Raw genomic sequence first — 20,789 nt, 5'->3', positions numbered from 1 at the left:
TTGGGCGCTTCCTTGCGCGCCCTCGCTGTGATGACCTGGTTTGCGACGGCTGTATCAAGGCTACACTGCGGTTTTTGCAGCGTCGCCAAGCCTTTCATTTCCTGAAAAGTCAGCCCGTTGCAGCCTGGCAGGTGTTTATGCAATCGGTGAATTCTGGCGCTGCCCTTCTGGTGCCTTGGCGGGACGATGCCCGTGTGATGGCATTGGTCGGCTTGGGCCATGCCGGCTCGCATTTTTCGCATTTGCTTTTGCCCTTGATGTTCCCGGTGTTCATCCAGGAGTTTGGCTGGCGTTATGCCGAGTTGGGCATGCTGAGCACCTTGTTCTTTGTGGTTTCGGGCACTGGGCAAGCCGTTGCGGGCTTCCTGGTCGACCGATGGGGGGCCAGACCGGTCTTGTTCACATCGATGGTGCTCTTCATCCTGGCTTGCCTGTGCGCTTACCGTGCCCAGAGTTACGGTGAACTCATGGCGGTGGCCTTGCTGGCGGGGCTTGGCAATGCGCCTTTTCATCCGGTCAATTTCACGATTTTGAATCAGCGCGTGTCGTCCCCCAGGCTGGGCTATGCCTTCAGCGCTCACGGTTTGTCGGGCAACTTGGGGTGGGCCATGGCACCCGCATTTTTCATCCTTTGTTCGGCTTGGTGGGGCTGGCGTCACGCATTTTTGGCGGCGGCGGCTTTGTACGCACTGATCCTGGTGGTTTTGGTGCTGAACCGGGACAGCGTGAAGACCACGCCAGCGGCGGTGGACAAAAGCCGTCCAGGCCAAAGCAACGGCCTGGCCCTGGTGCGGATGCCCGTGGTCTGGTGGTGTTTCATGTTTTTTCTGTTGTCGACGGTCACGTTGGCTGTGGTGCAAAATTTTGCAGTGCCCATCCTCAAAGCCCTGCATGGCGTGAGTCTGGAGGTGGCCTCCATCACACTCACGGCCTATATGTTGTTCGGCGCACTGGGTATGTTGGTGGGCGGTTTTCTGGCCGCACGTTTTGCGCATGCCAGTGATCGCCTGGTCGCCGCATGCATGAGCACGGCGGCATTGCTGATGGCCTTGTGTGCAAGTGGCGTGTTGGGTGACCAGTTCACGCTGTGGGTGCTGGCTGCAACAGGTTTTGCTGTCGGCGTGGGCGGCCCCAGCCGAGACTTGATGATCAAAAAAGCCACCCCCAAAGGGGCGACGGGCCGGGTTTATGGCTTGGTTTATTCGGGCCTCGATGTCGGCTTTGCCTTGTCCCCCTTGGTGTTTGGTTATTTCATGGACCAAGGTTGGTATGCCACGACCCTGTTGGGGGCTGCACTCGTGTTGCTGCTCAGCGCTGTCGTGGCACGCGGTGTTGGCGCGCGCAGTGCGCCGGTCTGATTTTTCACCGTGGCGACATCGGCTTTGACCTGCCTTGTGCAAAATGGGCCAATGACTACCAAAATAGCGGGCCACTTGCTAGTTGAATGCCTCTTGGCCCAAGGCGTTACCCATGCGTTCGGAGTGCCAGGTGAAAGTTATCTGGCCGTGCTGGACGGATTTCACCTGCACCGTGAACACATCCATTTTGTGATTTGCCGACAGGAAGGCGGTGCGGCTTTCATGGCGGAAGCGCAGGGCAAACTGACAGGCCGCCCTGGCATTTGCTTTGTGACACGCGGCCCCGGTGCCACCAACGCGTCCATTGGCGTGCACACGGCTTTTCAGGACTCCACCCCGATGGTGCTGTTTGTGGGGGATGTGGCCAGCGATACGCGCGACCGGGAGGCCTTTCAGGAAATGGACTACACCCATTTTTTTGGCCCTTCAACCAAGGGCATGGCCAAGCGTGTGGAGCGAGTGGATGACCCTGAGCGCTTGCCCGAATATGTGGCCCGTGCTTTTGCCACGGCCATGAATGGCCGGCCAGGCCCTGTGGTTTTGGTGTTGCCTGAGGACATGCTGACCCGGCCGGTCAAGGCGCAGGCCCTGAGTCGAGTGGAGCCTGTTCAGACTTGGGGTGACCCCGGGTCATTGAGCACACTGCGAACCATGCTGCTGGCGGCTTCCAGGCCCTTGGTCATTGCAGGAGGAGGGGGCTGGACGCCACCAGCAGCGCAGGCCTTGCAGCGCTTTGCCGAAAACTGGCAATTACCGGTCACCAACGCTTTCCGCTTTCAGGACACTTTTGACAATCATCATCCGCAATATGCCGGTGATGTGGGCATCGGGATTGCTCCGGCATTGGCCGCACGCGTCAGGGATGCCGACCTGATCTTGGCCATAGGCCCACGTTTGGGCGAAATGACCACCGGCGGCTACACGTTGCTGCAGGCACCCAAAACACGCCAGACATTGGTCCATGTTCATGCCAGTGCGGAAGAGTTGAACCGCGTATACCAGGCTGATTTGGCGATTCAGGCGACCATGAATGCGGCTGCCCATGCACTGGAGGGCTTGACTGCACCGGATGCGGTGCCATGGTCTGAGTGGACCCGATCGGCACATTCAGCGTATCTGGACAACCTGAAGCCGCAAAGCTTGCCCGGCGACATAGACATGCCGGCCATCGTGGCCACCGTTCAAAAGCATTTGCCCGCAGATGCGGTGCTGACCAATGGTGCGGGCAACTTTGCGAGCTGGATGCACCGCTTTTACAGACATCACGGCTTGGTGAAAGGCCACAAAACCCAATTGGCCCCGACCGTGGGCGCCATGGGTTACGGTGTTCCTGCGGGCATTGCGGCCAATTTGCTGACAGGGCGTTTGGCGTTCACCATTGCTGGCGATGGTGACTTCCTCATGAATGGGCAGGAACTGGCCACGGCCGTACAGCACGGCGGTAAAAGCATCATCGTGCTTTTGAACAATGGCATGTACGGCACCATCCGCATGCATCAGGAACGAGAATACCCGCAACATGTGACCGGCTCACAACTGCAAAACCCTGATTTTGCGGCGCTCGCTCAGGCTTATGGCTATGCGGGCGTGCGCATCCACCGCACTCAAGAGTTTGAGCCCGTCTTGATCGCCGCACTCCAGCGTGAGCAAGGTACGCTGATCGAAGTGATGCTCGACCCCGAACTGATCACAACCCGTGCAACCCTGAGCACCATCACCCAGGCGGCATTGGACAAACAAGCCCAAAGTTGATGTTGGACGGGTGCCTGATGGGCACCCTTGCTGAGACGCAGACATGAAAAAACCCGCCAAGGCGGGTTTTTTCATGTGCGGCTTTGAATTACTTCAGGTGCTTGCCAATCAGGCCAGCCATTTCGAACATGGTCACTTGCGCTTTGCCAAACACAGCTTTGAGCTTGTCGTCGGCATTGATGGCGCGGCGGTTGACGCTGTCTTGCAAGTTGTGCTTCTTGATGTAGACCCACATTTTGCTCACAACCTCGGTGCGAGGCAGAGGGGCGGCACCCACCACAGCGGCCAAAGCCGGGCTGGGTGTCAGGGCCTTCATGAATGCGGCATTGGGTGTACGCTTGGCTGCAGGGGCAGCTTTCTTGGCCGGTGCTTTGGCCGCTACTTTCTTAGCAGGTGCAGCAGCTTTTGGAGCTGGAGCAGCTTTTTTGGCCGGTGCTGCTTTTTTAGCTGGAGCAGCTTTGGTGGCCGGGGTTTTTTTCGCAGTTGCCATGATGAAAATTCCTTTGGTCGGAAGTTGATTCGCCGCTGAGAAACAGTTTGTTTACAGCTGTCTTGATGCTACTGGAGAAAGTGTCACTTTCCAAGCATAAAAATCATTTTTCTCTAGGTGTTGTTGCTGATTTGGCTCTGATATTGGGCTTTTTGCAGTCCTGACATCTTGGCGTTGGGCGGTGTGGGTTCTGCTCGCAGAGCTGGTGTTCAGATCGAATGTGTTGCCGGCTTTTTGTGACCCCGTGACAGGTCTGGCTTTGCATGTCATGCGGGCATTCTTGGGGTCTTTGACGCCGGGTTGCGGTGTTGAGCCATTGACAAATATTTTCTTTTTTTCACACTGCATGCGTCTTGTTTTGTATTGTGAAATAGAAAAGGATTTTGTTCAGTTCGATCGTGTCAAATCATGACTTTGTTTTTTGCATTGAGAAATGATGTTCGTAAGTTATTGATTTTAAACAGTTAAAAATATGTCTTGTATAAGACATAAGATAGAAGATAAGTCTTGTACAAGAGTTAGAATAGATGCAACGACATGGCAGAAATCGCTGCCTTGATCGCCAGATTTTCAACTTGACCCAAGGAGCATTGACATGCCAGCCAACCTCAACCAACAACTGAGCCGTGAACAGCAAATCGCCGCACTCGAAAAAGACTGGGCGACCAACCCACGCTGGAAAGGCGTCAAGCGCGGCTATTCCGCAGCCGACGTCGTGCGTCTGCGCGGCAGCATGCCCATCGAGCACACCTTGGCCAAGCGCGGCGCAGAAAAGCTGTGGGACAAAATTAACGGTGGCGCCAAAAAAGGCTACGTCAATGCTTTCGGTGCCATCAGCGCCGGTCAAGCCATGCAGCAAGCCAAAGCCGGCCTGGAAGCCGTGTACCTGTCGGGCTGGCAAGTTGCCGCCGACGGCAACACATCCGAGACCATGTACCCCGACCAGTCGCTGTACGCGTACGACTCGGTGCCCACCATGGTGCGCCGCATCAACAACACCTTCAAACGCGCGGACGAAATCCAGTGGGGCCGTGGCATCGAGCCAGGTTCCAAGGACTTCATCGACTACTTCTTGCCCATCGTGGCCGATGCAGAAGCCGGTTTCGGTGGCGTGCTCAACGCTTTCGAGCTGATGAAGAACATGATTGCCTCCGGCGCAGCTGGCGTGCACTTCGAAGACCAACTGGCTGCTGTTAAAAAGTGCGGCCACATGGGCGGCAAAGTCCTGGTGCCGACACAAGAAGCTTGCGAGAAATTGATCTCTGCACGTTTCGCAGCCGACGTGATGGGCGTGTCCACCATCGTGTTGGCCCGCACCGATGCCGAAGCCGCCAACCTGATCACCTCTGACCACGACGCCAACGACAAGCCTTTCCTGACTGGCGAGCGCACACAAGAAGGCTTCTACCGCGTCAAGAACGGTCTGGAGCAAGCCATCAGCCGTGGCGTGGCTTACGCCCCCTACGCCGACTTGGTGTGGTGCGAAACTGGCGTGCCAGACATTGGCTTTGCCCGCGAATTCGCGCAAGCTGTGCACGCTGCTTGCCCCGGCAAGCTGCTGTCGTACAACTGCTCGCCTTCGTTCAACTGGAAGAAAAACCTCAACGACAGCCAGATCGCATCCTTCCAGGACGACCTGTCTGCGCTGGGCTACAAGTACCAGTTCATCACGCTGGCCGGTATCCACATCAACTGGTTCAACACCTTCCAGTTCGCCCACGCCTATGCACGCGGCGAAGGCATGAAGCACTACACCGAAATGGTGCAAGAGCCTGAGTTCGCAGCACGCGACAAGGGTTACACCTTCGTGTCGCACCAGCAAGAAGTCGGCGCAGGCTACTTTGACGACGTGACCACTGTGATTCAGGGCGGTTCGTCTTCTGTGAAAGCCTTGACTGGTTCGACTGAAGAAGAGCAGTTCCACTGATCAACTAACCACTTGGGCGCCCTTGATGGGTGCCTGGTGGGGTTGTAAAGCCATCTGAGGTGAGAGCCTTGGGTGGCTTTTTTGTTGGTGATTTGGTGGAATGCCGTCAGTGAGTTGGTGGTCGGTGGGTAATTTTTAATCGATGTAGCATTGACCTATGAGCGAATGAGCATCTACACTTAGATAAAGGTTATGAAGACAATAGTGAAGATGATTGAAAATGCACACCCAAGTTTTCACATAAGAATGCATATCCAATTTATGAATATGCTTTAATAAGATTTGTTATTTGAAATAATTGGCAGCAAAAAAATTATAAAGGCGAATTTTGTATGAAAAGACTATTGATATTTATTTCTGTTTTTGCACTCATGGGTTGTGAAACAGCAAGTGAGCAAAGACAAGTTGTTTGGAAACATATTCTTGATGGGAATTGCACTAGTGCGGAAAGCTACGCCATGCAAAATTATACAGGTGAATATTTGTACTGGTGGTATGGAACTATTCAGCAGCATTGTAGAAAAAATAGAAGCAAAGCTATTGAGTATTTTAAGGCAGGAGCGAGAGCGAATTCTGAATATAGTAATCTGTCAGTTAAAGCATTGATTGAACTTGGTGAAAAACCGCCTGAGCCTACAACAAGGTACATAACAGTGCCTGTACAGCGACAACCACAACCTCAACCTCAACAAATAATTATTCAACAGCAACCAATGAATAATCCAAATGCTTGTATTCAAGATGGTGGTGGAATTTATTGTCCTAACTATAGAAGGTAGTATTAAATTTATCTTTAATTTCAAAGCTGCACAATGAATTTTAATCAATTGAAAAATATTTTAAGTAAAGTTGGTAGTAATGGCTCCACACTTAAAATCTATATATCTGAAATTCAGAAAAACAAAGTTAATCTTTGGAATTTTGAGCATCTTGAAATAAAAATTGAGGATGCCGGAGCACAGAACAGTAATTATTCATTTAAATCTTATGCGAAGCGTGCTGGTGATTGGGTTTTGTTGAATGAGCAATATCATTTTGACTCGCCCGAAGCTGCATTTGCAGAAGTCACTAAGCAAGTTCTGCAAGTTATAAGTAACGATGAAATAAGAACTATTATTGCAATTAAAAAGTTTCATAAAGACTCTTTAGTTGAGTATTGTTATTGGAATTTTGACGAAAACAGATGGAAAAATATGACCAGAGAAGAGTGGATTTCAATTGGGTAATATTCAACCTTATTTAACAGATTGCTAAGCTAAGTTAAACTGTAATGGGTCTTATCAGTGAAAAAAGGATCGTATGGGAATGGCTTTGGCGATATTTTTCGTAATTTGTATTGTTCTTATCGCTATCAATCAAAATAGTGAAGAGTCTGCAGCGATCAAAAGTGAAACTCAAAAACTCCCTGAAGGAGCTTTTATATCATTTGAAAAAAAATTATCTGGTCGCTCGAGAAAAGGTGTTGTAACCTATTACAGTCACTTTGTAAGAGCTGCTTATAAGTGCCCTGATGGAACATCATTACAGCAAGAATTCCCATTCGATCATCACGATCATCTAAAAAAAGCTTCGGCGTGGGGCCGAGCTCATGAATGGGTGATTGCCACCCATAGCACGGTCACTGCAAATTTCCTCCCTGAGGTTACGTCTGGTGGGCGATTTGAGCCAGGAGTTACGACATTGGATCAGCTGATAGAGAGGCTGGGTAAACCAGAAACTACTACAGGCACTTCGGATGGCCACATTGCGGTGGTATGGTCTAGACCCAAAGCTAGTTTGGATGCTACCCATACAAATGGGGTAACAATTATTTTCGATAATGAATCGAGAATGATTCGAATAGTCAAGAGAAATGAAATGGGTTCTGAGCTTTGAAGTTGCCAGCATCAAGCGCCCCTCTGTGGGGACCTGGTGTACGGTGTAAAACCATATGGTCTAAATGCATGGGTCAACTTAATGACATGGCTCTGCTGAGACTACAGATCGGCAGTGAGGTCGAGATTCGTGCTCGAGTGGATAGTTCGGACTGCCTTGCAGCAGAGTTGGTTCGTTGACCAGACTCAGACGTCTGCAATGTGGGCCATCAGCACGTCCACTTTTTGTCTTCGTGTCTGGCTTGGGATCTTGTGCAAGGCCAGCAATAGGTCGGCAATGTCCTGTTCTTCGCAGTACATGTAGGGCGGAGGAACATCCAGAACAGTAGCCAGCAGCTTGACAGTGGCAAATGGCGGTTCGTGCACGCCAAGTTCATATCGACTGATCCGTGCCCTGGCACTGGACTCGTCAAGGCCGATAGCCACCCCTACCTTTTCCTGAGCAAATCCCAAAGCTTCACGACGTTCGCGCATGCGGCGACCGACGATGGAGATTTGATGTTTTTTGTCTTCTTGCACGTCACGAGTTTCGTGACAGTAGTCATAATTGTCGTCACGAAAGTCGTGACACTGGGTGTTGTGCTCATGGAGCGGGTAACGAAAGGAGCATGAAATGTGGATTTGTATGAAATGTACTGAAAAAATTGAAGATCAATTTGATGCATGTTGGAGCTGTGGAAAAGAAAAAAGCGGTCTTGGCTTTAACGGTAAAAAACAAAAAAGTACATTGGGACAGAAGAGTGGCAACCTAAAATCAAAGTCGATCCCTAAAGATATTAAAAATGAGCTGTCAGATCAGCATCAAGAAAAAAATCCTGCCATAACCATTTGTAAAGATTGTGGAGGTATGGTTAGTAAGAAGGCCGAAGTTTGTCCTTCCTGTGGTGCAAAACGAGGACAAGGTAAGAAATTTTTTGCAGAGTTGTTTGGAGGTATTGTTTCCCTGATTATTCTCGGGGTAATCGCTCTGGTATTCATTGGAATGTTTTCTGGCGGGACACAGAAAACTGAAGATGAACTGAAAAAAGAGTTGATCGATAGATGCAACGAGGTGGCCAAGTCAGCTCCACAGGGGGTGGATAAAAAATCATTTTCTACAAGCTGTATTCAAGGTGGATTGGTCCAATTGAAAAATCAAGGGCAAATAAAATAGAAGGAGGTGATGTGCGAAAAAATGGAAACGCCAAAAAACATTTTCAAGAAACGCGACAGCAGTATAGATCTATTGAATTAACCAGAGATGTTTATTCATCTATCAGGGAGGCGAACAGGCTGCTTAGAAAATACAAAGCTTTGGAGCGTGGCGTATCCTGGGATGAAAACCCATCAGGCTGGGCATGGGTTCGATTGAAGTTGGTTGAATTGATGGAGTACCTTGGTTTTGAACTACTGCTGATGTTCAGAAAGGTGCTGTTCGGTCTTGCTGTTTTGGTTGGTTGGGTTTTGGTGTTGGGATTTTTGATTATCTGGTTAAGGGACTTTAAATAAAAATTTGGTAACTTTGGGTGGCCCGTACTGAAGCGATTCAGGGTGGGCTTTTTCATTTTTTAAATGAAAGAAAAAAAATATGCAGATATTGAGAACGGCAGAGGCCGTACAGCATTATTTCGAGAACAAGATTGATGCTGAAGTTGGCAGATTGGTTGTAGAGCGCATGGAAGAACTGACCGACGAAGACTTCAGCATGGAGGACTTGGTGGTATTAGTGATCCTCGAATCCGGTGACGGCATCGAGCAACTGCAGGACCAACTGAACATGCGCGTGATAACCGATCTGGGAAGTCCTTTGTGGGAAGTGATTGAGGAACACAGCACCTGTTACGAGCTGGTGTTCGTGCTGTCCTCATCGGGCTACGGAACCTTGGTCTTTGCGTCTAAGGCAGAAGCTGCCCCGGACATCTTGGCTTTATGCCAGGAGCATGCCTACCGAAGTCCCCCGGACGTACCACCCGGCGCAATCGACGCATCTGTCGACAACGACACCGCCCACCGAGGCGGTTTTTTATTGCCTGTTCAGAAAGGTAACCAATGAAACCAGTCTATGAGCTTGTGGCCGCCATGGTGGCATGCCTGACGTATGACCTGTATGAACTGTTTCAGGAGCGTGCAGCCATTCGCCATTACGACGGTGGCCAGAGTCGTGAATTGGCCGAAGCCATGGCCGTTTTGGATGTGATTCACCTGAACCGCAAGCAGACCTGCAATTGCTGGCAATGAAAGGCACTGCGGGAAACGAAGCATCTTATTTGAAAGCAACCCCCGCGCCATGTGCGCACAACCCTTTGAAAGGAAAAAAAACCATGGAAATTGAAAATGAAGTCACCGAGGCTGAACTGTCTCCCATCGAAACCATTCACACGGGTGAATGTCAGTCCTTGTCAGGTCAATCCAGTTTGACCTATGCCATTGGCAGAAATCCCGAAGACCAGTCATTGCATTTGCGCATAGTTGCCAATTCAGGCGGCGGGATGTTCTGCGATGAATGGGCCAGCGGTGTGGATATTGACGACTTGGTGCAATCCCACCTTGTTTTGATCTCACGCTCGATGTGCGAACTGCATGCCGGGCGAAGCATCAATACAGGTGGTTTTGTTTTGGCCATTCTCAAGCATTTGGGCTTGGTCCGCGTGAATGCAGAAAACAGTCGTCATCACGAAATGGTCCCCGACACCACCTTTGAGCGGGTGGCAATGGATGCCATGGATCAAGCCGATAAACGAAAGACCATCAAATCAAAGAAAGCCAATATTTGAAAACTGAATCTATTAATGCTGCTTTGATAGCCGCCGGACTGCTGGGTTTGTGGTTTCCATCGACCAGATTGATGTCCATTGGCGCATTTTCCGCCCTCTGTTTTTTGTATCCATCGCTGGTGGTCATTGTCATTTTTGTCGTGGCCATCTCTTTTTATTTCAAAGTCCGTAACCACAGGAACTAAACCATGAATTACCACGAAATTATTTCCACCGCCATGCAACGTGCCCTCGATTGGGATGACATCCCCGATGATCTGTTTCCACTTGTGATCGTCTCGGAAGTGGCCCACCTGAGCGCCAACGACTCGGACACCATGGGCGGCGCGACCTGGCACTGAGCAGGGGAGCCAGACCCAGCCCCGAACCGGCCCGCATGCGGCCAACCTGCCCACCCCTCGGGCAACCCCCGGCCCCCAGCGGCCAACGCCACCGGCACCACCCGGCCCCGGCTTGAATCCCCTCCTTCGGTCTGACCCCAAAAGCACACAACAGTATCTGCAACAGCAGAGGTCTTGGTGCGCCTGGCGTTGATTGGGGGAGGGGTTCTTTATCACCCTATTTTTTTGGATTGAATCATGACAACAAACATCATCACAAACACCATAGTCCCTGAGTCTGATCGTATGGCCATTGTTGACCGTCTCTTTGGCCTTGCCTACGTGCTCAAGCTGGAACCTGCAGTATTCAGCATTGCTGAGGCTTTGTCGGAAGAATACACAGGAGGCTTCTGGGAGTTCCATGAACTCACAAACGGTGGCTTTTACGTGGCGCCGCGCTTTGACACAGAGTTCACCCTAAGCTGCGAGAACGGCTTTCAAGGCAAAGTATCCCCAGATGCTTTCGGGATCACTGTTTGTCTTTACGCCTACAGCGAGTTGTCCTTTGGCGAAGATCGATTGGCGCAGGTCTGTGCAGAGCACTACCACCTGCTGCGCGAATATGCATCCCAACATCCCGAGGCCAAGCTGATCTATCAAGCCATCGACTGATATTTCTCTTGGGCATGCGATGCGGCCCAGTCGTTCACCTCTCTTTTGGATTGTCGATGCCGAAAATCTGATGCTCCAAATCTGCTGACGGTGCCGTCGGTGGTGACGCAAAAGTTGGCGGCGGTCATGGGCGGTAGCTCGGGTCGTCGGCAGCGACAGCAGCGTCGCCAGTTTTGAGTCCGCCAAATTTTTCTGCGCTCGGGCTGGATCGGCGTTTACGGTTTCATTGGGCGAGGCTGCAGCTCGATGTGCCCCCATGATGAACGTCTTGAAATTCGTCGATGAGGTTCATCCTTGGGGGCATTCTCTCTGCCAGAGAAATGGCCGAAAGCTATTTCTGCTGTCCTTCAGATGTGCGCGATTGCAATGACCCAAGAGCCGCCACCAATCTTGCCGGATGCATCAAGTTGCAAATTGCTGTACGATTTAAATTGTGCCGATTAAAGGGCACTCAGATAAGTTTTTTTAGTTATTGCTTTTTTTATAGACAAGCTCTAAGCCTGTCACCTCTACCCCAAGGTCATGTGGGGATTCTTTTGAAAATTTGTGGCGGCATTTTTGTGCGGTGGCTATCGGTCCGCAGCTGTTGTCGTCATCCGTCCTTTTGTTTGTTCTTTACTTCCAAGTGGAAACGATAGTGCTTGTTGGCGCTTCTCGTCACGCCATAGGCATGGTCATCAACAACGACGATCTATTTTTCAAAGGTATTTTTAATGCTACCCATACCTATCCCAGGGCATTCTCAGCCGGATGTTCAACCTAAAGCCAATCCAGAAGAGCAAGTCGCTCAACCTGATGTGACCAGCATCCAGCCACCTGAGTCAAATTTGGTGGATTCTGTTTTGCTGGATTTTGATGATGCAACGACGGCGGAGTCAGCGCAACTTCACGAATCTGCCGACGGTGCTGACGGTGCTGCCGCTTCAGATGTTGTAAACGAGCCTCTTGATGCTGACGATCCTGTTGCAGCGGAGGAAGCCGAAAACGTTACACCTCCTGCCACAGCCCCTGCTACACCTCCTGTCACAGTCCTTGTCATACCTACAGTCACTTCGCCGGTCACACCACCAGTCGCAGCGCCAGTTGCACCACTCACCATCAATTTGCCAGCAAGTGCTGTTCATGTTCCCTTGGCCAATGGGCAAAGTGCATCAAAGTCAGTGATTGTTCAGTCAAGTGAAGAACCCTCAAGATTGGGTCCATTGACTGATGCATCCCTACAATTTTTGAAGAACAAAAAATCTGGGCGTAACTTCGTTGCTTGGAAAACCAAAGGTGTGCCATACCTCACCGCGATAGGTTCACCTGATTTCAATTCAATGGTCAGGGCTTTTTATCGCCAAAAGAACCGTACCCTTAAACAACGTGAATTTAATGAAATTGTTGAGGAGCTCAATTCGATTGCCGATGAAGAAGGTCGCGAAGTTGACCTGTATGTTCGGGTGGCTCCGGCCAAGGGCAAAGGCATCAACATTGACTTGTGTGATGAATACGGCAGGTACGTTCATATTGACGAAACTGGACCATCGATTTGTGAGCCCAGATCGGATGTCTTGTTCTTGCGGACTGCACATTCGCGTCCATTGCCGACACCTGATTTCAAGGGAAATTACGTAAGCCTTGCGGAATTTGTCAACTTGCCATCAACTGAGTTCCACCTGTTGTGTGGGTTGATGAGTTACACCATTGCTCACCCTAAAGTTGATTCAACGAACTATGTCTTTGCCGTGTTGAAGGGTACTCAAGGCAGTGGCAAAACTCAAGCATCCAAGACCATCCAGAAGTTAATTGATCCATCAGCAACAGGCGCACAGACGCTGCCTAGCTCTGATCGTGAATTGGCCATCTTGTCTCAAAACAGCCACCTCATGGTGTTTGACAACATGCGCGATCTGAGCAACAAAATGAGCGATGCTTTGTGCATTGCCGCCACCGGAGGTGCGGTGGGTGGTCGCCAACTCTACACTGATGATGGTCAGAAAAATTTGTATCTGCACAGCGCTATCTTGCTCAATGGGATACATCCGTTCATGGGGCAAACAGATTTCGCGGACAGGTGTTGCGTGTTTGAGCTGCAGCAGTTCAGACCAGGCCAGCGCAAAGATCCGGCCGAAATGCAGGCTGACTTTGACCGTTTGTACCCCGAGATTTTGGGTGGCTTCTACCAGTTGATCGCAGACATCTTTAGGGTGTTGCCCAATGCCACTCCAACAAATCCTGGACGCATGATCGGGTTTTGCAAATGGCTCGCCGCCATGGAGCAGGTCATCAACTTGCCAGAAGGCTCGCTTCAAGATGCGTATCGTTCCGGCCAGCAAGACATGCAGCTGGAGTCCTTGCTTGACAACCCACTTGCGGCTGCAATTTTGGACTTCGCGGAGCGTATGAAGGAAAGCTCTTTGACATTGAGCCCATCAGACCTATACAACCGCCTCAGCCTTTTGGCTCAGTTTACAAACAACCGCTCTGCGGCGTGGCCAAGCTCTGCTGCATCGATGTCAAAACGGCTTCATGGATTGCAGGCACCGTTGCTGTCGCAGGGCATCTTGATTGAATGGACTCGTGGCAAAGATCGTTTCATCACTTTGCGCAAAGTTGGCGATCCTGTCCAGGCCCCCGCCCCGGAGGTTGAAAAAAATGCCGAGGCCGAGCGTCCTGTCGGTGCTGACGATGCCGTCGCCAGCGGTGACCCCGTCGGCGGCGACAACACCGTCGGCAGCGTCGGCAGGATCGACATACACACAAACACCATCTCCTCGTTTTGAGGGGCTGGGGCCAGCGGCCCAATGAGGGCACCCATCCGTCAGGTGGACCCTTATTTTGAAATCCAGCAAGTCCACGTCACGCATCGACTTTCGCGTCGAAGTGGCAGTTTGGGACTGTGTTTTCGGGCCATCTGACCACAAAGCTTGATCGTGTTCCATGTCCATGGTCATTGCCTCTCGTCATCGAGCCTTTATCCGGCACGGCTGCTGTCAGTTGTGCCTTTTTTTTCCACCAATCGTTGTGCCATCAATTTCGATGTGCATATCACTCAAAAAATTTGTAATAGGAAATCACAAATGCCCGTCGTCCAAATGACAAGCTCGTTTTGCCAAGCCGCTGTTTGCATCCAAGGCCGTTCAAAAACGGATTACTACGATGTTGCCGTTTCTGGCTTCATCCTCACCGTGTCTGCTTCTGGCTCCAAGGTGTTTTCGCTTCGCTATCGCGACAAGTATGGCAAGCAACGCCAGCACAAGATTGGCAATGCAAAGGTCGTTACATTTGAAAAAGCTCGCCAAGCCGCAAAACAACTGGCCTCAAAGGTGTCTCTTGGTGACAGTCCTGTTGATGAAAAACAGGCCTTGAAAAAAGTGCCCACCTTGGCTGAATTCATTGCCGATACATATCTGCCACACATCCATCAAACCCGAAGGAATTTCCAATCGACCATCAGCTTTTTGAATCATCACATCTTGCCCAGTTTCGGCTCCAAGCATCTCGACGAAATCACGTCGGACATGATCGAGGAAGCACATCTGAATTTGAAAGCAAAGGGGTATGCCTTGGCCATGGCCAACAAGCTGCCTGTTTTGTTCAAGATCATGTTCAACTTGGCCAAGAAGAAGGGTGTTCATGGTGCCAGCTCCAACCCAGCTCTCGGTGTTCAATTGTTCGTCACCAACAATGCCAAGGAGCGGTATCTCACTCAATCGGAAACAGAGCGGCTTCTTATGGCCATGGAGCAGAGTGATAACAAGCAATTGAAATACATTGTTCCGTTGATGCTCATGTTTGGGTGCCGCAAAAGGGAGCTGCTGGATGCACAGTGGAATGACTTTGATTTGGTTCGTCGCAATTGGCACATCCCCATGTCCAAAAACGGCAAGCCACGAAACATTCCGATATCGTTGAAGGCGTTAGAGTTGCTTGAAAAGTTGCCCCGTTGGCCTGGATGTACCTACGTGGTCCCCAATCCTTCAACAAAGAAGCCGTTTGCGAATCTGTTTCACAGCTGGGACAAAGCTCGGAAACGGGCAGGATTGGGCGATGTTCGCGTACACGATCTCCGGCACACCTTTGCAAGCAATCTGGTCAATTCTGGGCAGTCAATCTATGTGGTCAGCAAGTTGCTTGGGCATTCCCAAATCAAGACAACCACAAGGTACAGTCATCTGTCCGATGCAACACTGTTGAGTGCGGTGGATTCTGCGGCCAACGCCATGGACTTCAAGTCACAGGACCGCCACCAAGGTGCTGGGCATTGAAAATCTGACTTCAACCAAGTGCAGCCACACCGCCCATCCGATGCCGGTTTTCGGTGTGGGTGGGTGGTGGCAGAAAAATGGGCATCCCGTTGTTGCCAAAGCACTTTCGGATTGGCAATGTCGAAGTTCCAGTTTTCCACGGGGTGGGCATTCGGTGGGAAGGGCAAAAGTTGGGTGAAAAAAAGAGAAAAAACCCTTTAAAAACATCGACTTGCAAAACTTTGTGCCTGTTCAACACCTTCCAGTTCGCCCACGCCTATGCACGCGGCGAAGGCATGAAGCACTACACCGAAATGGTGCAAGAGCCCGAATTCGCAGCACGCGACAAGGGTTACACCTTCGTGTCGCACCAGCAAGAAGTCGGCGCAGGTTACTTCGACGACGTGACCACCGTGATCCAAGGCGGTTCGTCTTCTGTGAAAGCCTTGACCGGTTCGACCGAAGAAGAGCAGTTCCACTGATCTTTGAGTTGAAGTCAAGCGTCCGAAAAGACGCTTTGATCAAAAGCCATCTGAGGTGAGAGCCTTGGGTGGCTTTTTTATTTATAGCGCGGTTGCTCGCATTTTTTGAATCGTTGAAGGGCGTAAAATTATCGATAAAATCAAAAACAACATTTAAAAAAGGAAATTCATGAAAAATAACTTGTTGCTTTCTGGCATTGCCCTCACCCTGAGCTTGACCGGTATATCGAATGCTGCCGATGTTGGGGGGAAAGCCATTGAAGGTGTTCACAAAGCCGATGCGGCAACGATTGATGCACAGAACGCTGCCTTGACCAGCAGTACAAATGGCAAAGGGTATGGCCCACAGTCACCTCGTGATTTGACACAGGTTAAAGGGTTGAACCCGGTTGTCTTTTTGCCTGCACCAGCATTCAGTCAAATGAACCTTTGCAATATCCATTTTCATGAAAATGCTGAACACAAGGGTGGGGAGTTCACAAAGTTCGCGGGTCATGGTGATGGCCACGGGTACGGTACTGGATACCGTTATTCAGGAAAGTTGAACGCGCGGGAGGCCAAGCCTCTCGACGAAGAAGTCTGCGTGGGCAAACACGGAGGTTTGCAAAGCGGCGATACGATTGAATTGCACTATGTGTTCAGCACGGCACAGGTTAAGCCCGGAGCTACCTTAGCCGCTTGCTTGAATGAGGCGGCGGCGAACCCACAACTTCGTGTTGAAGCGCAGGTATTTGTGTTGGTGAACGATCAAAAAGCTGCCGATTTTCAGCGTCTTACCGAGGTGGGTCAGGTCAATGACTATCACCAACCATTGCATATGCCCAGCAACACTGGCATCCCCATCCGCTATGCGGGTTCTACAACAGGGCCTGCCTACAACGAAAAAGGCTCGCCTTTACAAGTCTCTTGGAGCGTCAGGCCCAAGGTGCTGAAGGTTAATGTGGCTTCTGTGGGGCAGTGGTGCAAAGCCAATGATTTTGCTGAAGACCACGCTCACGGTGTGCGCAATCTGGTGATCGATCCAAAGTTGCTTTCTCGCGTTAAATAAAAACCAAGGGCTATCAAATTGCTGTTGGCCCAAGTACGGCTTTCTTTGACGATGTGACGACTGTGATCCTGGGGTGGGTCTTCTTGCGTGAAAGCTATCACAGGCTCTACCGAAGCGCAGCAGTTCCACTGATCGGTTTCTGCCACTAACCTTGAGCGCCCTTAAATGGGTGCCTGGTGGGTTGAAAAGCCATCTGAGGCAAAGCCTTGGGTGGCTTTTTTCTTGGGTGTGGGAATGGTGCCTGCTGCGCGCAAGTTTTCAACATCAGGCCTTGGCAGTCCGTAGCATTTGCAAACTTCAAGGCGGTTTGAAGACCAAGGATCGATGCATGCGGTGATTCAAGTTCGTGAAACCCGACACCCTACCAGCCGCAATTGCAGCCGCTCAGCCAAAGTGCGGGTCAGATTCTCCAAAGCCAGTGCGTCTTGCGGATCACTGGAAGGTGCTGCCCGGAACAGAGTAAGCACAGGCCCTCGCGTGGGGTGCGTGATGTCGATCTGTCGGTGGTGCGCCAGCAATCCCAGTTCGGGCGTCAGTTGCAAAGTTTTTGGCTGTTTTTGCCGGATCGCTTGCAGATGCTTTGGGTTCATGTCGATCAGCCAACCAGGTTGCGGACGAAGGCGTCGCCAGAACCAGTAGGCCGTGTAAAACGGGAGAACTGGCAGCAACAAAAACCAAAGCTCAGGGACTGGCAGCGTGTTTGTGAAAAGATCGGACAGACTGGCCCGAAACGCCGCTTTGGAGCACCGATCCGCACAGGGCAGGAACCATGTGCCCGAAGTGTCCGCCTCCAGGCGGGCCAGGGCCAGGCGCTGTGCCGTGTGCGTCCACAACGGTTGTTTGTTGGGGTTGGATGTCATGTTGCGGGTCCAAATTTGGGTATTTGTAAACTCATTTTGCTATAGCCATCTGCCTCGCAGGCCTACCCCCAAACCCCTACACTAACGGGTTATCCCGATATCAAGCCCATGAACGCCTTCACCGACGTCTCTTTCTTCCCGCGCGACGCCAAACCGCTGACCAGTTACCGCAAGTACTGGGCACAGCGCTTTGGCACGGCCCCGTTTTTGCCGATGAGTCGCGCCGAAATGACCCAATTGGGCTGGGACAGCTGTGACATCGTGTTGGTCACAGGCGACGCCTATGTGGACCACCCCAGTTTTGGCATGGCCGTGATTGGCCGCATGCTGGAAAACCAGGGTTTTCGGGTCGGCATCATCGCCCAGCCCGACTGGACCAGCGCCGAGGCCTTCAAAGAACTGGGCCAACCTAACCTGTTTTGGGGCGTGACCAGCGGCAACATGGACTCCATGATCAACCGCTACACGGCGGACCGCAAAATTCGCACCGACGACGCTTACACCGCGGGTGATGAGGGCGGCAAGCGGCCGGACCGCGCCGCCATCGTCTACAGCCAGCGCTGCCGCGAAGCCTTCCCCGAAGTGCCCATCGTGCTGGGCGGCATCGAAGGCAGCCTGCGCCGCATCGCGCATTACGACTACTGGTCTGACAAAGTTCGCCGCTCGGTGGTGGTGGACAGCAAGTGCGATTTGCTGCTGTACGGCAACGCCGAGCGGGCGATTGTCGAGATTGCCCACCGCCTGGCCGCCCGCGAGCCCGTAGCCCAGATCACCGACGTGCGCGGCACCGCCTTTGTGCGCCGCGAAACGCCGGAAGGCTGGTTCGAGATCGACTCCACCAGCGTGGACACGCCCGGACACGTTGAGGCGCACATCAACCCGTATTTGATGATTTCGGACCAAGCGCGGGAGCAGGGCGCCACTTGCGCCCGCGAAGAAGAAGCCAAAGAAGTGGCTGATGGCCACAACGCTAAAAACGTTGAAGCTGATTTGTCGGCTGCTGTGGCCCAGGCCCGCACCGTGCAAGCGGCTATTCAGCCCATCACTCAGCCGCTCACCTTTGTGCCCAACCCCGCTTTGCGTGGCAAAGGCACCCACAAAGTCCCGCCCCGCGACAAGAGCGTCATCCGCCTGCCCAGCTACGAGCAGGTCAAGCAAGATGCCGTGCTGTATGCCCACGCCAACCGCGTGCTGCACCTTGAGACCAACCCCGGCAATGCCCGCTGCTTGGTGCAAGCGCACGGCGAAGGCCACACCGCCCGTGACGTGTGGATCACACCACCGCCCATCCCGCTGACCACGGCCGAGATGGACCATGTGTTTGACCTGCCGTATGCCCGCAGCCCGCACCCGCGCTATGCCGACGAAAACGGCAGCCACGACCACGCGACCAAAATCCCCGCCTGGGAAATGATCCGCTTCAGCGTCAACATCATGCGCGGCTGCTTTGGCGGCTGCACTTTTTGCTCCATCACCGAGCACGAAGGCCGCATCATCCAAAGCCGATCCGAAGAATCGGTCATCCGCGAGGTGGAAGACATCCGTGACAAGGTCAAAGGCTTCACCGGCGTCATCTCTGACCTGGGCGGCCCCACTGCCAACATGTACCGCCTGGGCTGCCGCAGCCCCGAAATTGAATCGGCCTGCCGCAAACCCAGCTGCGTGTTCCCCGGCATCTGCCAGAACCTGACCACTGACCACGGCCCCTTGATCAACATGTACCGCCGGGCGCGCAACCTCAAGGGCATCAAGAAGATCCTGATCGGCTCCGGTCTGCGTTACGACTTGGCCGTGCAGTCGCCCGAGTACGTGAAAGAACTGGTGCAGCACCATGTCGGCGGCTACCTGAAGATCGCGCCCGAGCACACCGAGGGCGGCCCGCTGTCCAAGATGATGAAGCCGGGCATTGGCACCTACGACCGCTTCAAGTCGATGTTTGACAAGTACAGCGAAGAAGTGGGCAAAAAACAGTTCCTCATCCCGTACTTCATCGCCGCCCACCCGGGTACCAGCGACGAAGACATGATGAACCTGGCCATCTGGCTCAAAAAGAACGGATTCCGCGCCGACCAGGTGCAGACCTTCTACCCCAGCCCCATGGCCACGGCCACGGCCATGTACCACTCCACCCGCAACCCGTTGCGCAAGATCACCCGCGACAGCGAAAAGGTGGACATCGTCAAAGGCGACAAACGCCGCCGCCTGCACAAAGCGTTTTTGCGCTACCACGACTCGAACAACTGGCCACTGTTGCGCGAGGCGCTCAAGGCCATGGGCCGGGCAGATTTGATTGGCAACGGCAAGCACCACTTGATTCCGAGCTGGCAGCCGCTGGCGGATGGCGGCTACCAAAGCCCGCGCCGCGCGAACAGCACGCAGGCACCCAGCAAAGGGCAGGGCATCGCGCTGGCGGGCAAAGGCAAGCCGTCAACCGGCCTCAAAAAGCCCGGTCAGGCGCCGCGCAAGGGGGCAATGCTGACGCAGCATACGGGGCTGCCGCCGCGGAAGAAGGGATGATATTGAATCAGTGGTTTGTTCGATTCATTGCCATCAATGTCGATGCAGCACCTTAAACGGGGCTTCCGATGGTGTGTTATCTCAGCAGCCTGCTTGATCATCCGATTAGATGTGATTGATCCAGTTCCTCCGCAAGAACACAGCAGGGAGTTTTTGTCACCGCTTAGCGGCCCAGTCTGCAGCATCGACCTGTAACAAATTACTTGATCCTTTGACGACGACGGTCTTGCCAGTAAGAGTGAAACCGTCAAGATTTTGTGCAAACCGCAAATACGCTTTGCTGCCCGCATGAATGTTGATGGTGTGACTAGCTGTTTTACCGTCCTGGAAGCCCAGAAAAAATCCCTTGACCTCTACTGCATGTGTACCTTCGTCAAGGTTTAACGTGAAAGAACAACAACTGCAGACAAGCCTGTGCCTGGCCTCGGCGAAGGCCAGCGCCGTTGACCGCCACGTGTTCTGATCAGATTGGCCTGGTTATGAATTCGTGTTTGACCAACATTTGTA

The 20,789-nt window shown here is 52.3% G+C and carries 23 protein-coding genes and 1 pseudogene; 18 read left to right on the top strand and 6 right to left on the bottom strand.

The features are described 5' to 3' along the window. The first annotated feature begins 137 nt into the window (after positions 1-137). Positions 138-1,358, top strand: a complete 1,221-nt coding sequence (locus B9Z47_RS11995) for an MFS transporter (RefSeq protein ID WP_233253787.1) — start codon at positions 138-140, stop codon at positions 1,356-1,358. Positions 1,359-1,409: 51 nt separating this feature from the next. Further along, the gene (locus B9Z47_RS11990) at positions 1,410-3,110 is read left to right on the top strand and encodes a thiamine pyrophosphate-binding protein (protein ID WP_108331487.1); all 1,701 of its coding nucleotides are present in this window, start codon (positions 1,410-1,412) and stop codon (positions 3,108-3,110) included. An 88-nt stretch (positions 3,111-3,198) separates the two neighbouring features. Here the strand turns inward: B9Z47_RS11990 and B9Z47_RS11985 are convergent, their stop codons facing one another. Then, positions 3,199-3,600, bottom strand: a complete 402-nt coding sequence (locus B9Z47_RS11985; protein WP_108331486.1) for an SWIB/MDM2 domain-containing protein — start codon at positions 3,598-3,600, stop codon at positions 3,199-3,201. A 51-nt stretch (positions 3,601-3,651) separates the two neighbouring features. Then, positions 3,652-3,948 carry a hypothetical protein gene (locus tag B9Z47_RS18420; RefSeq protein ID WP_146185797.1) on the bottom strand — a complete coding sequence of 99 codons (297 nt, stop codon included), beginning with the start codon at positions 3,946-3,948 and terminating at the stop codon, positions 3,652-3,654. Between the two features lie 247 nt (positions 3,949-4,195). Here B9Z47_RS18420 and aceA point away from each other — a divergent pair, with 247 nt between their 5' ends. The 4 genes from aceA (at position 4,196) to B9Z47_RS18410 (ending at position 7,402) form a co-directional block, all read left to right on the top strand. Beyond that, complete coding sequence (gene aceA / locus B9Z47_RS11980; RefSeq protein WP_108331485.1) at positions 4,196-5,527, top strand: isocitrate lyase; 1,332 nt, start codon at positions 4,196-4,198, stop codon at positions 5,525-5,527. Between the two features lie 332 nt (positions 5,528-5,859). Then, positions 5,860-6,306 carry a hypothetical protein gene (locus tag B9Z47_RS18415; protein ID WP_146185796.1) on the top strand — a complete coding sequence of 149 codons (447 nt, stop codon included), beginning with the start codon at positions 5,860-5,862 and terminating at the stop codon, positions 6,304-6,306. Positions 6,307-6,339: 33 nt separating this feature from the next. Then, entirely contained in the window at positions 6,340-6,753 is a 414-nt protein-coding gene (locus B9Z47_RS11970) for a hypothetical protein (RefSeq protein WP_108331483.1), read from the top strand. A gap of 73 nt (positions 6,754-6,826) precedes the next feature. After that, the gene (locus B9Z47_RS18410) at positions 6,827-7,402 is read left to right on the top strand and encodes a hypothetical protein (RefSeq protein WP_146185795.1); all 576 of its coding nucleotides are present in this window, start codon (positions 6,827-6,829) and stop codon (positions 7,400-7,402) included. Positions 7,403-7,587: 185 nt separating this feature from the next. Here B9Z47_RS18410 and B9Z47_RS11965 read toward each other — a convergent pair whose 3' ends face one another. Next, a complete protein-coding gene (locus tag B9Z47_RS11965) occupies positions 7,588-7,920 on the bottom strand; it encodes a helix-turn-helix domain-containing protein (protein ID WP_233253786.1) in 333 nt (110 codons plus the stop codon). A gap of 94 nt (positions 7,921-8,014) precedes the next feature. Here B9Z47_RS11965 and B9Z47_RS18405 point away from each other — a divergent pair, with 94 nt between their 5' ends. The 5 genes from B9Z47_RS18405 (at position 8,015) to B9Z47_RS11945 (ending at position 10,154) form a co-directional block, all read left to right on the top strand. Then, positions 8,015-8,554 (top strand): hypothetical protein, encoded by a 540-nt coding sequence (locus tag B9Z47_RS18405; RefSeq protein WP_146185794.1) that lies wholly within the window; start codon positions 8,015-8,017, stop codon positions 8,552-8,554. Positions 8,555-8,565: 11 nt separating this feature from the next. After that, the gene (locus tag B9Z47_RS18400; RefSeq protein ID WP_146185793.1) at positions 8,566-8,889 is read left to right on the top strand and encodes a hypothetical protein; all 324 of its coding nucleotides are present in this window, start codon (positions 8,566-8,568) and stop codon (positions 8,887-8,889) included. A 79-nt stretch (positions 8,890-8,968) separates the two neighbouring features. Next, complete coding sequence (locus tag B9Z47_RS11955) at positions 8,969-9,433, top strand: hypothetical protein (RefSeq protein ID WP_108331481.1); 465 nt, start codon at positions 8,969-8,971, stop codon at positions 9,431-9,433. Further along, positions 9,430-9,618 (top strand): hypothetical protein, encoded by a 189-nt coding sequence (locus tag B9Z47_RS11950; RefSeq protein WP_108331480.1) that lies wholly within the window; start codon positions 9,430-9,432, stop codon positions 9,616-9,618. Before B9Z47_RS11955 ends, B9Z47_RS11950 begins: the two co-directional genes overlap by 4 nt. 83 nt (positions 9,619-9,701) lie before the next feature. Continuing rightward, entirely contained in the window at positions 9,702-10,154 is a 453-nt protein-coding gene (locus B9Z47_RS11945; protein ID WP_146185792.1) for a hypothetical protein, read from the top strand. Here B9Z47_RS11945 and B9Z47_RS18980 read toward each other — a convergent pair. Next, positions 10,129-10,302, bottom strand: a complete 174-nt coding sequence (locus B9Z47_RS18980; protein ID WP_233253785.1) for a hypothetical protein — start codon at positions 10,300-10,302, stop codon at positions 10,129-10,131. The two genes, B9Z47_RS11945 and B9Z47_RS18980, sit on opposite strands and share 26 nt — an antisense overlap. A gap of 40 nt (positions 10,303-10,342) precedes the next feature. On the opposite strand from B9Z47_RS18980, the gene B9Z47_RS18585 reads away from it, so the two are divergent. Beyond that, complete coding sequence (locus tag B9Z47_RS18585; protein WP_158271676.1) at positions 10,343-10,495, top strand: hypothetical protein; 153 nt, start codon at positions 10,343-10,345, stop codon at positions 10,493-10,495. Between the two features lie 237 nt (positions 10,496-10,732). Beyond that, complete coding sequence (locus B9Z47_RS11940; protein ID WP_108331478.1) at positions 10,733-11,146, top strand: antirestriction protein; 414 nt, start codon at positions 10,733-10,735, stop codon at positions 11,144-11,146. On the opposite strand, the gene B9Z47_RS18975 is transcribed toward B9Z47_RS11940, so the two are convergent. After that, positions 11,131-11,274, bottom strand: coding sequence for a hypothetical protein (locus tag B9Z47_RS18975; RefSeq protein WP_233253784.1), 144 nt, complete (start codon positions 11,272-11,274; stop codon positions 11,131-11,133). The two genes, B9Z47_RS11940 and B9Z47_RS18975, sit on opposite strands and share 16 nt — an antisense overlap. Positions 11,275-11,859: 585 nt before the next feature. On the opposite strand from B9Z47_RS18975, the gene B9Z47_RS18395 reads away from it, so the two are divergent. From B9Z47_RS18395 to B9Z47_RS11915, 4 genes and pseudogenes are all read left to right on the top strand, one after another. Further along, positions 11,860-13,911: a hypothetical protein gene (locus B9Z47_RS18395; protein ID WP_146185791.1), complete on the top strand. Its 2,052-nt coding sequence runs from the start codon at positions 11,860-11,862 to the stop codon at positions 13,909-13,911. A 297-nt stretch (positions 13,912-14,208) separates the two neighbouring features. Then, complete coding sequence (locus B9Z47_RS11925) at positions 14,209-15,396, top strand: site-specific integrase (protein WP_108331475.1); 1,188 nt, start codon at positions 14,209-14,211, stop codon at positions 15,394-15,396. A 230-nt stretch (positions 15,397-15,626) separates the two neighbouring features. Beyond that, positions 15,627-15,857 (top strand): annotated as a pseudogene (locus tag B9Z47_RS11920) (isocitrate lyase); the annotation flags it as partial. Positions 15,858-16,026: 169 nt separating this feature from the next. After that, positions 16,027-16,905 carry a delta-class carbonic anhydrase gene (locus tag B9Z47_RS11915; protein WP_108331474.1) on the top strand — a complete coding sequence of 293 codons (879 nt, stop codon included), beginning with the start codon at positions 16,027-16,029 and terminating at the stop codon, positions 16,903-16,905. A 338-nt stretch (positions 16,906-17,243) separates the two neighbouring features. Here the strand turns inward: B9Z47_RS11915 and B9Z47_RS11910 are convergent, their stop codons facing one another. After that, positions 17,244-17,765 carry a hypothetical protein gene (locus tag B9Z47_RS11910; protein ID WP_108331473.1) on the bottom strand — a complete coding sequence of 174 codons (522 nt, stop codon included), beginning with the start codon at positions 17,763-17,765 and terminating at the stop codon, positions 17,244-17,246. A gap of 108 nt (positions 17,766-17,873) precedes the next feature. Here B9Z47_RS11910 and B9Z47_RS11905 point away from each other — a divergent pair, with 108 nt between their 5' ends. Next, positions 17,874-20,282 (top strand): YgiQ family radical SAM protein, encoded by a 2,409-nt coding sequence (locus B9Z47_RS11905; RefSeq protein WP_108331472.1) that lies wholly within the window; start codon positions 17,874-17,876, stop codon positions 20,280-20,282. The last annotated feature ends 507 nt before the right edge of the window (positions 20,283-20,789 follow it).

This window comes from Limnohabitans sp. 2KL-1 (assembly GCF_003063435.1).
GTDB lineage: Bacteria > Pseudomonadota > Gammaproteobacteria > Burkholderiales > Burkholderiaceae_C > Limnohabitans_A.
The sequence above is the reverse complement of the archived record's forward strand: the minus strand, read 5'-3'. Positions and strand labels throughout refer to the sequence as shown.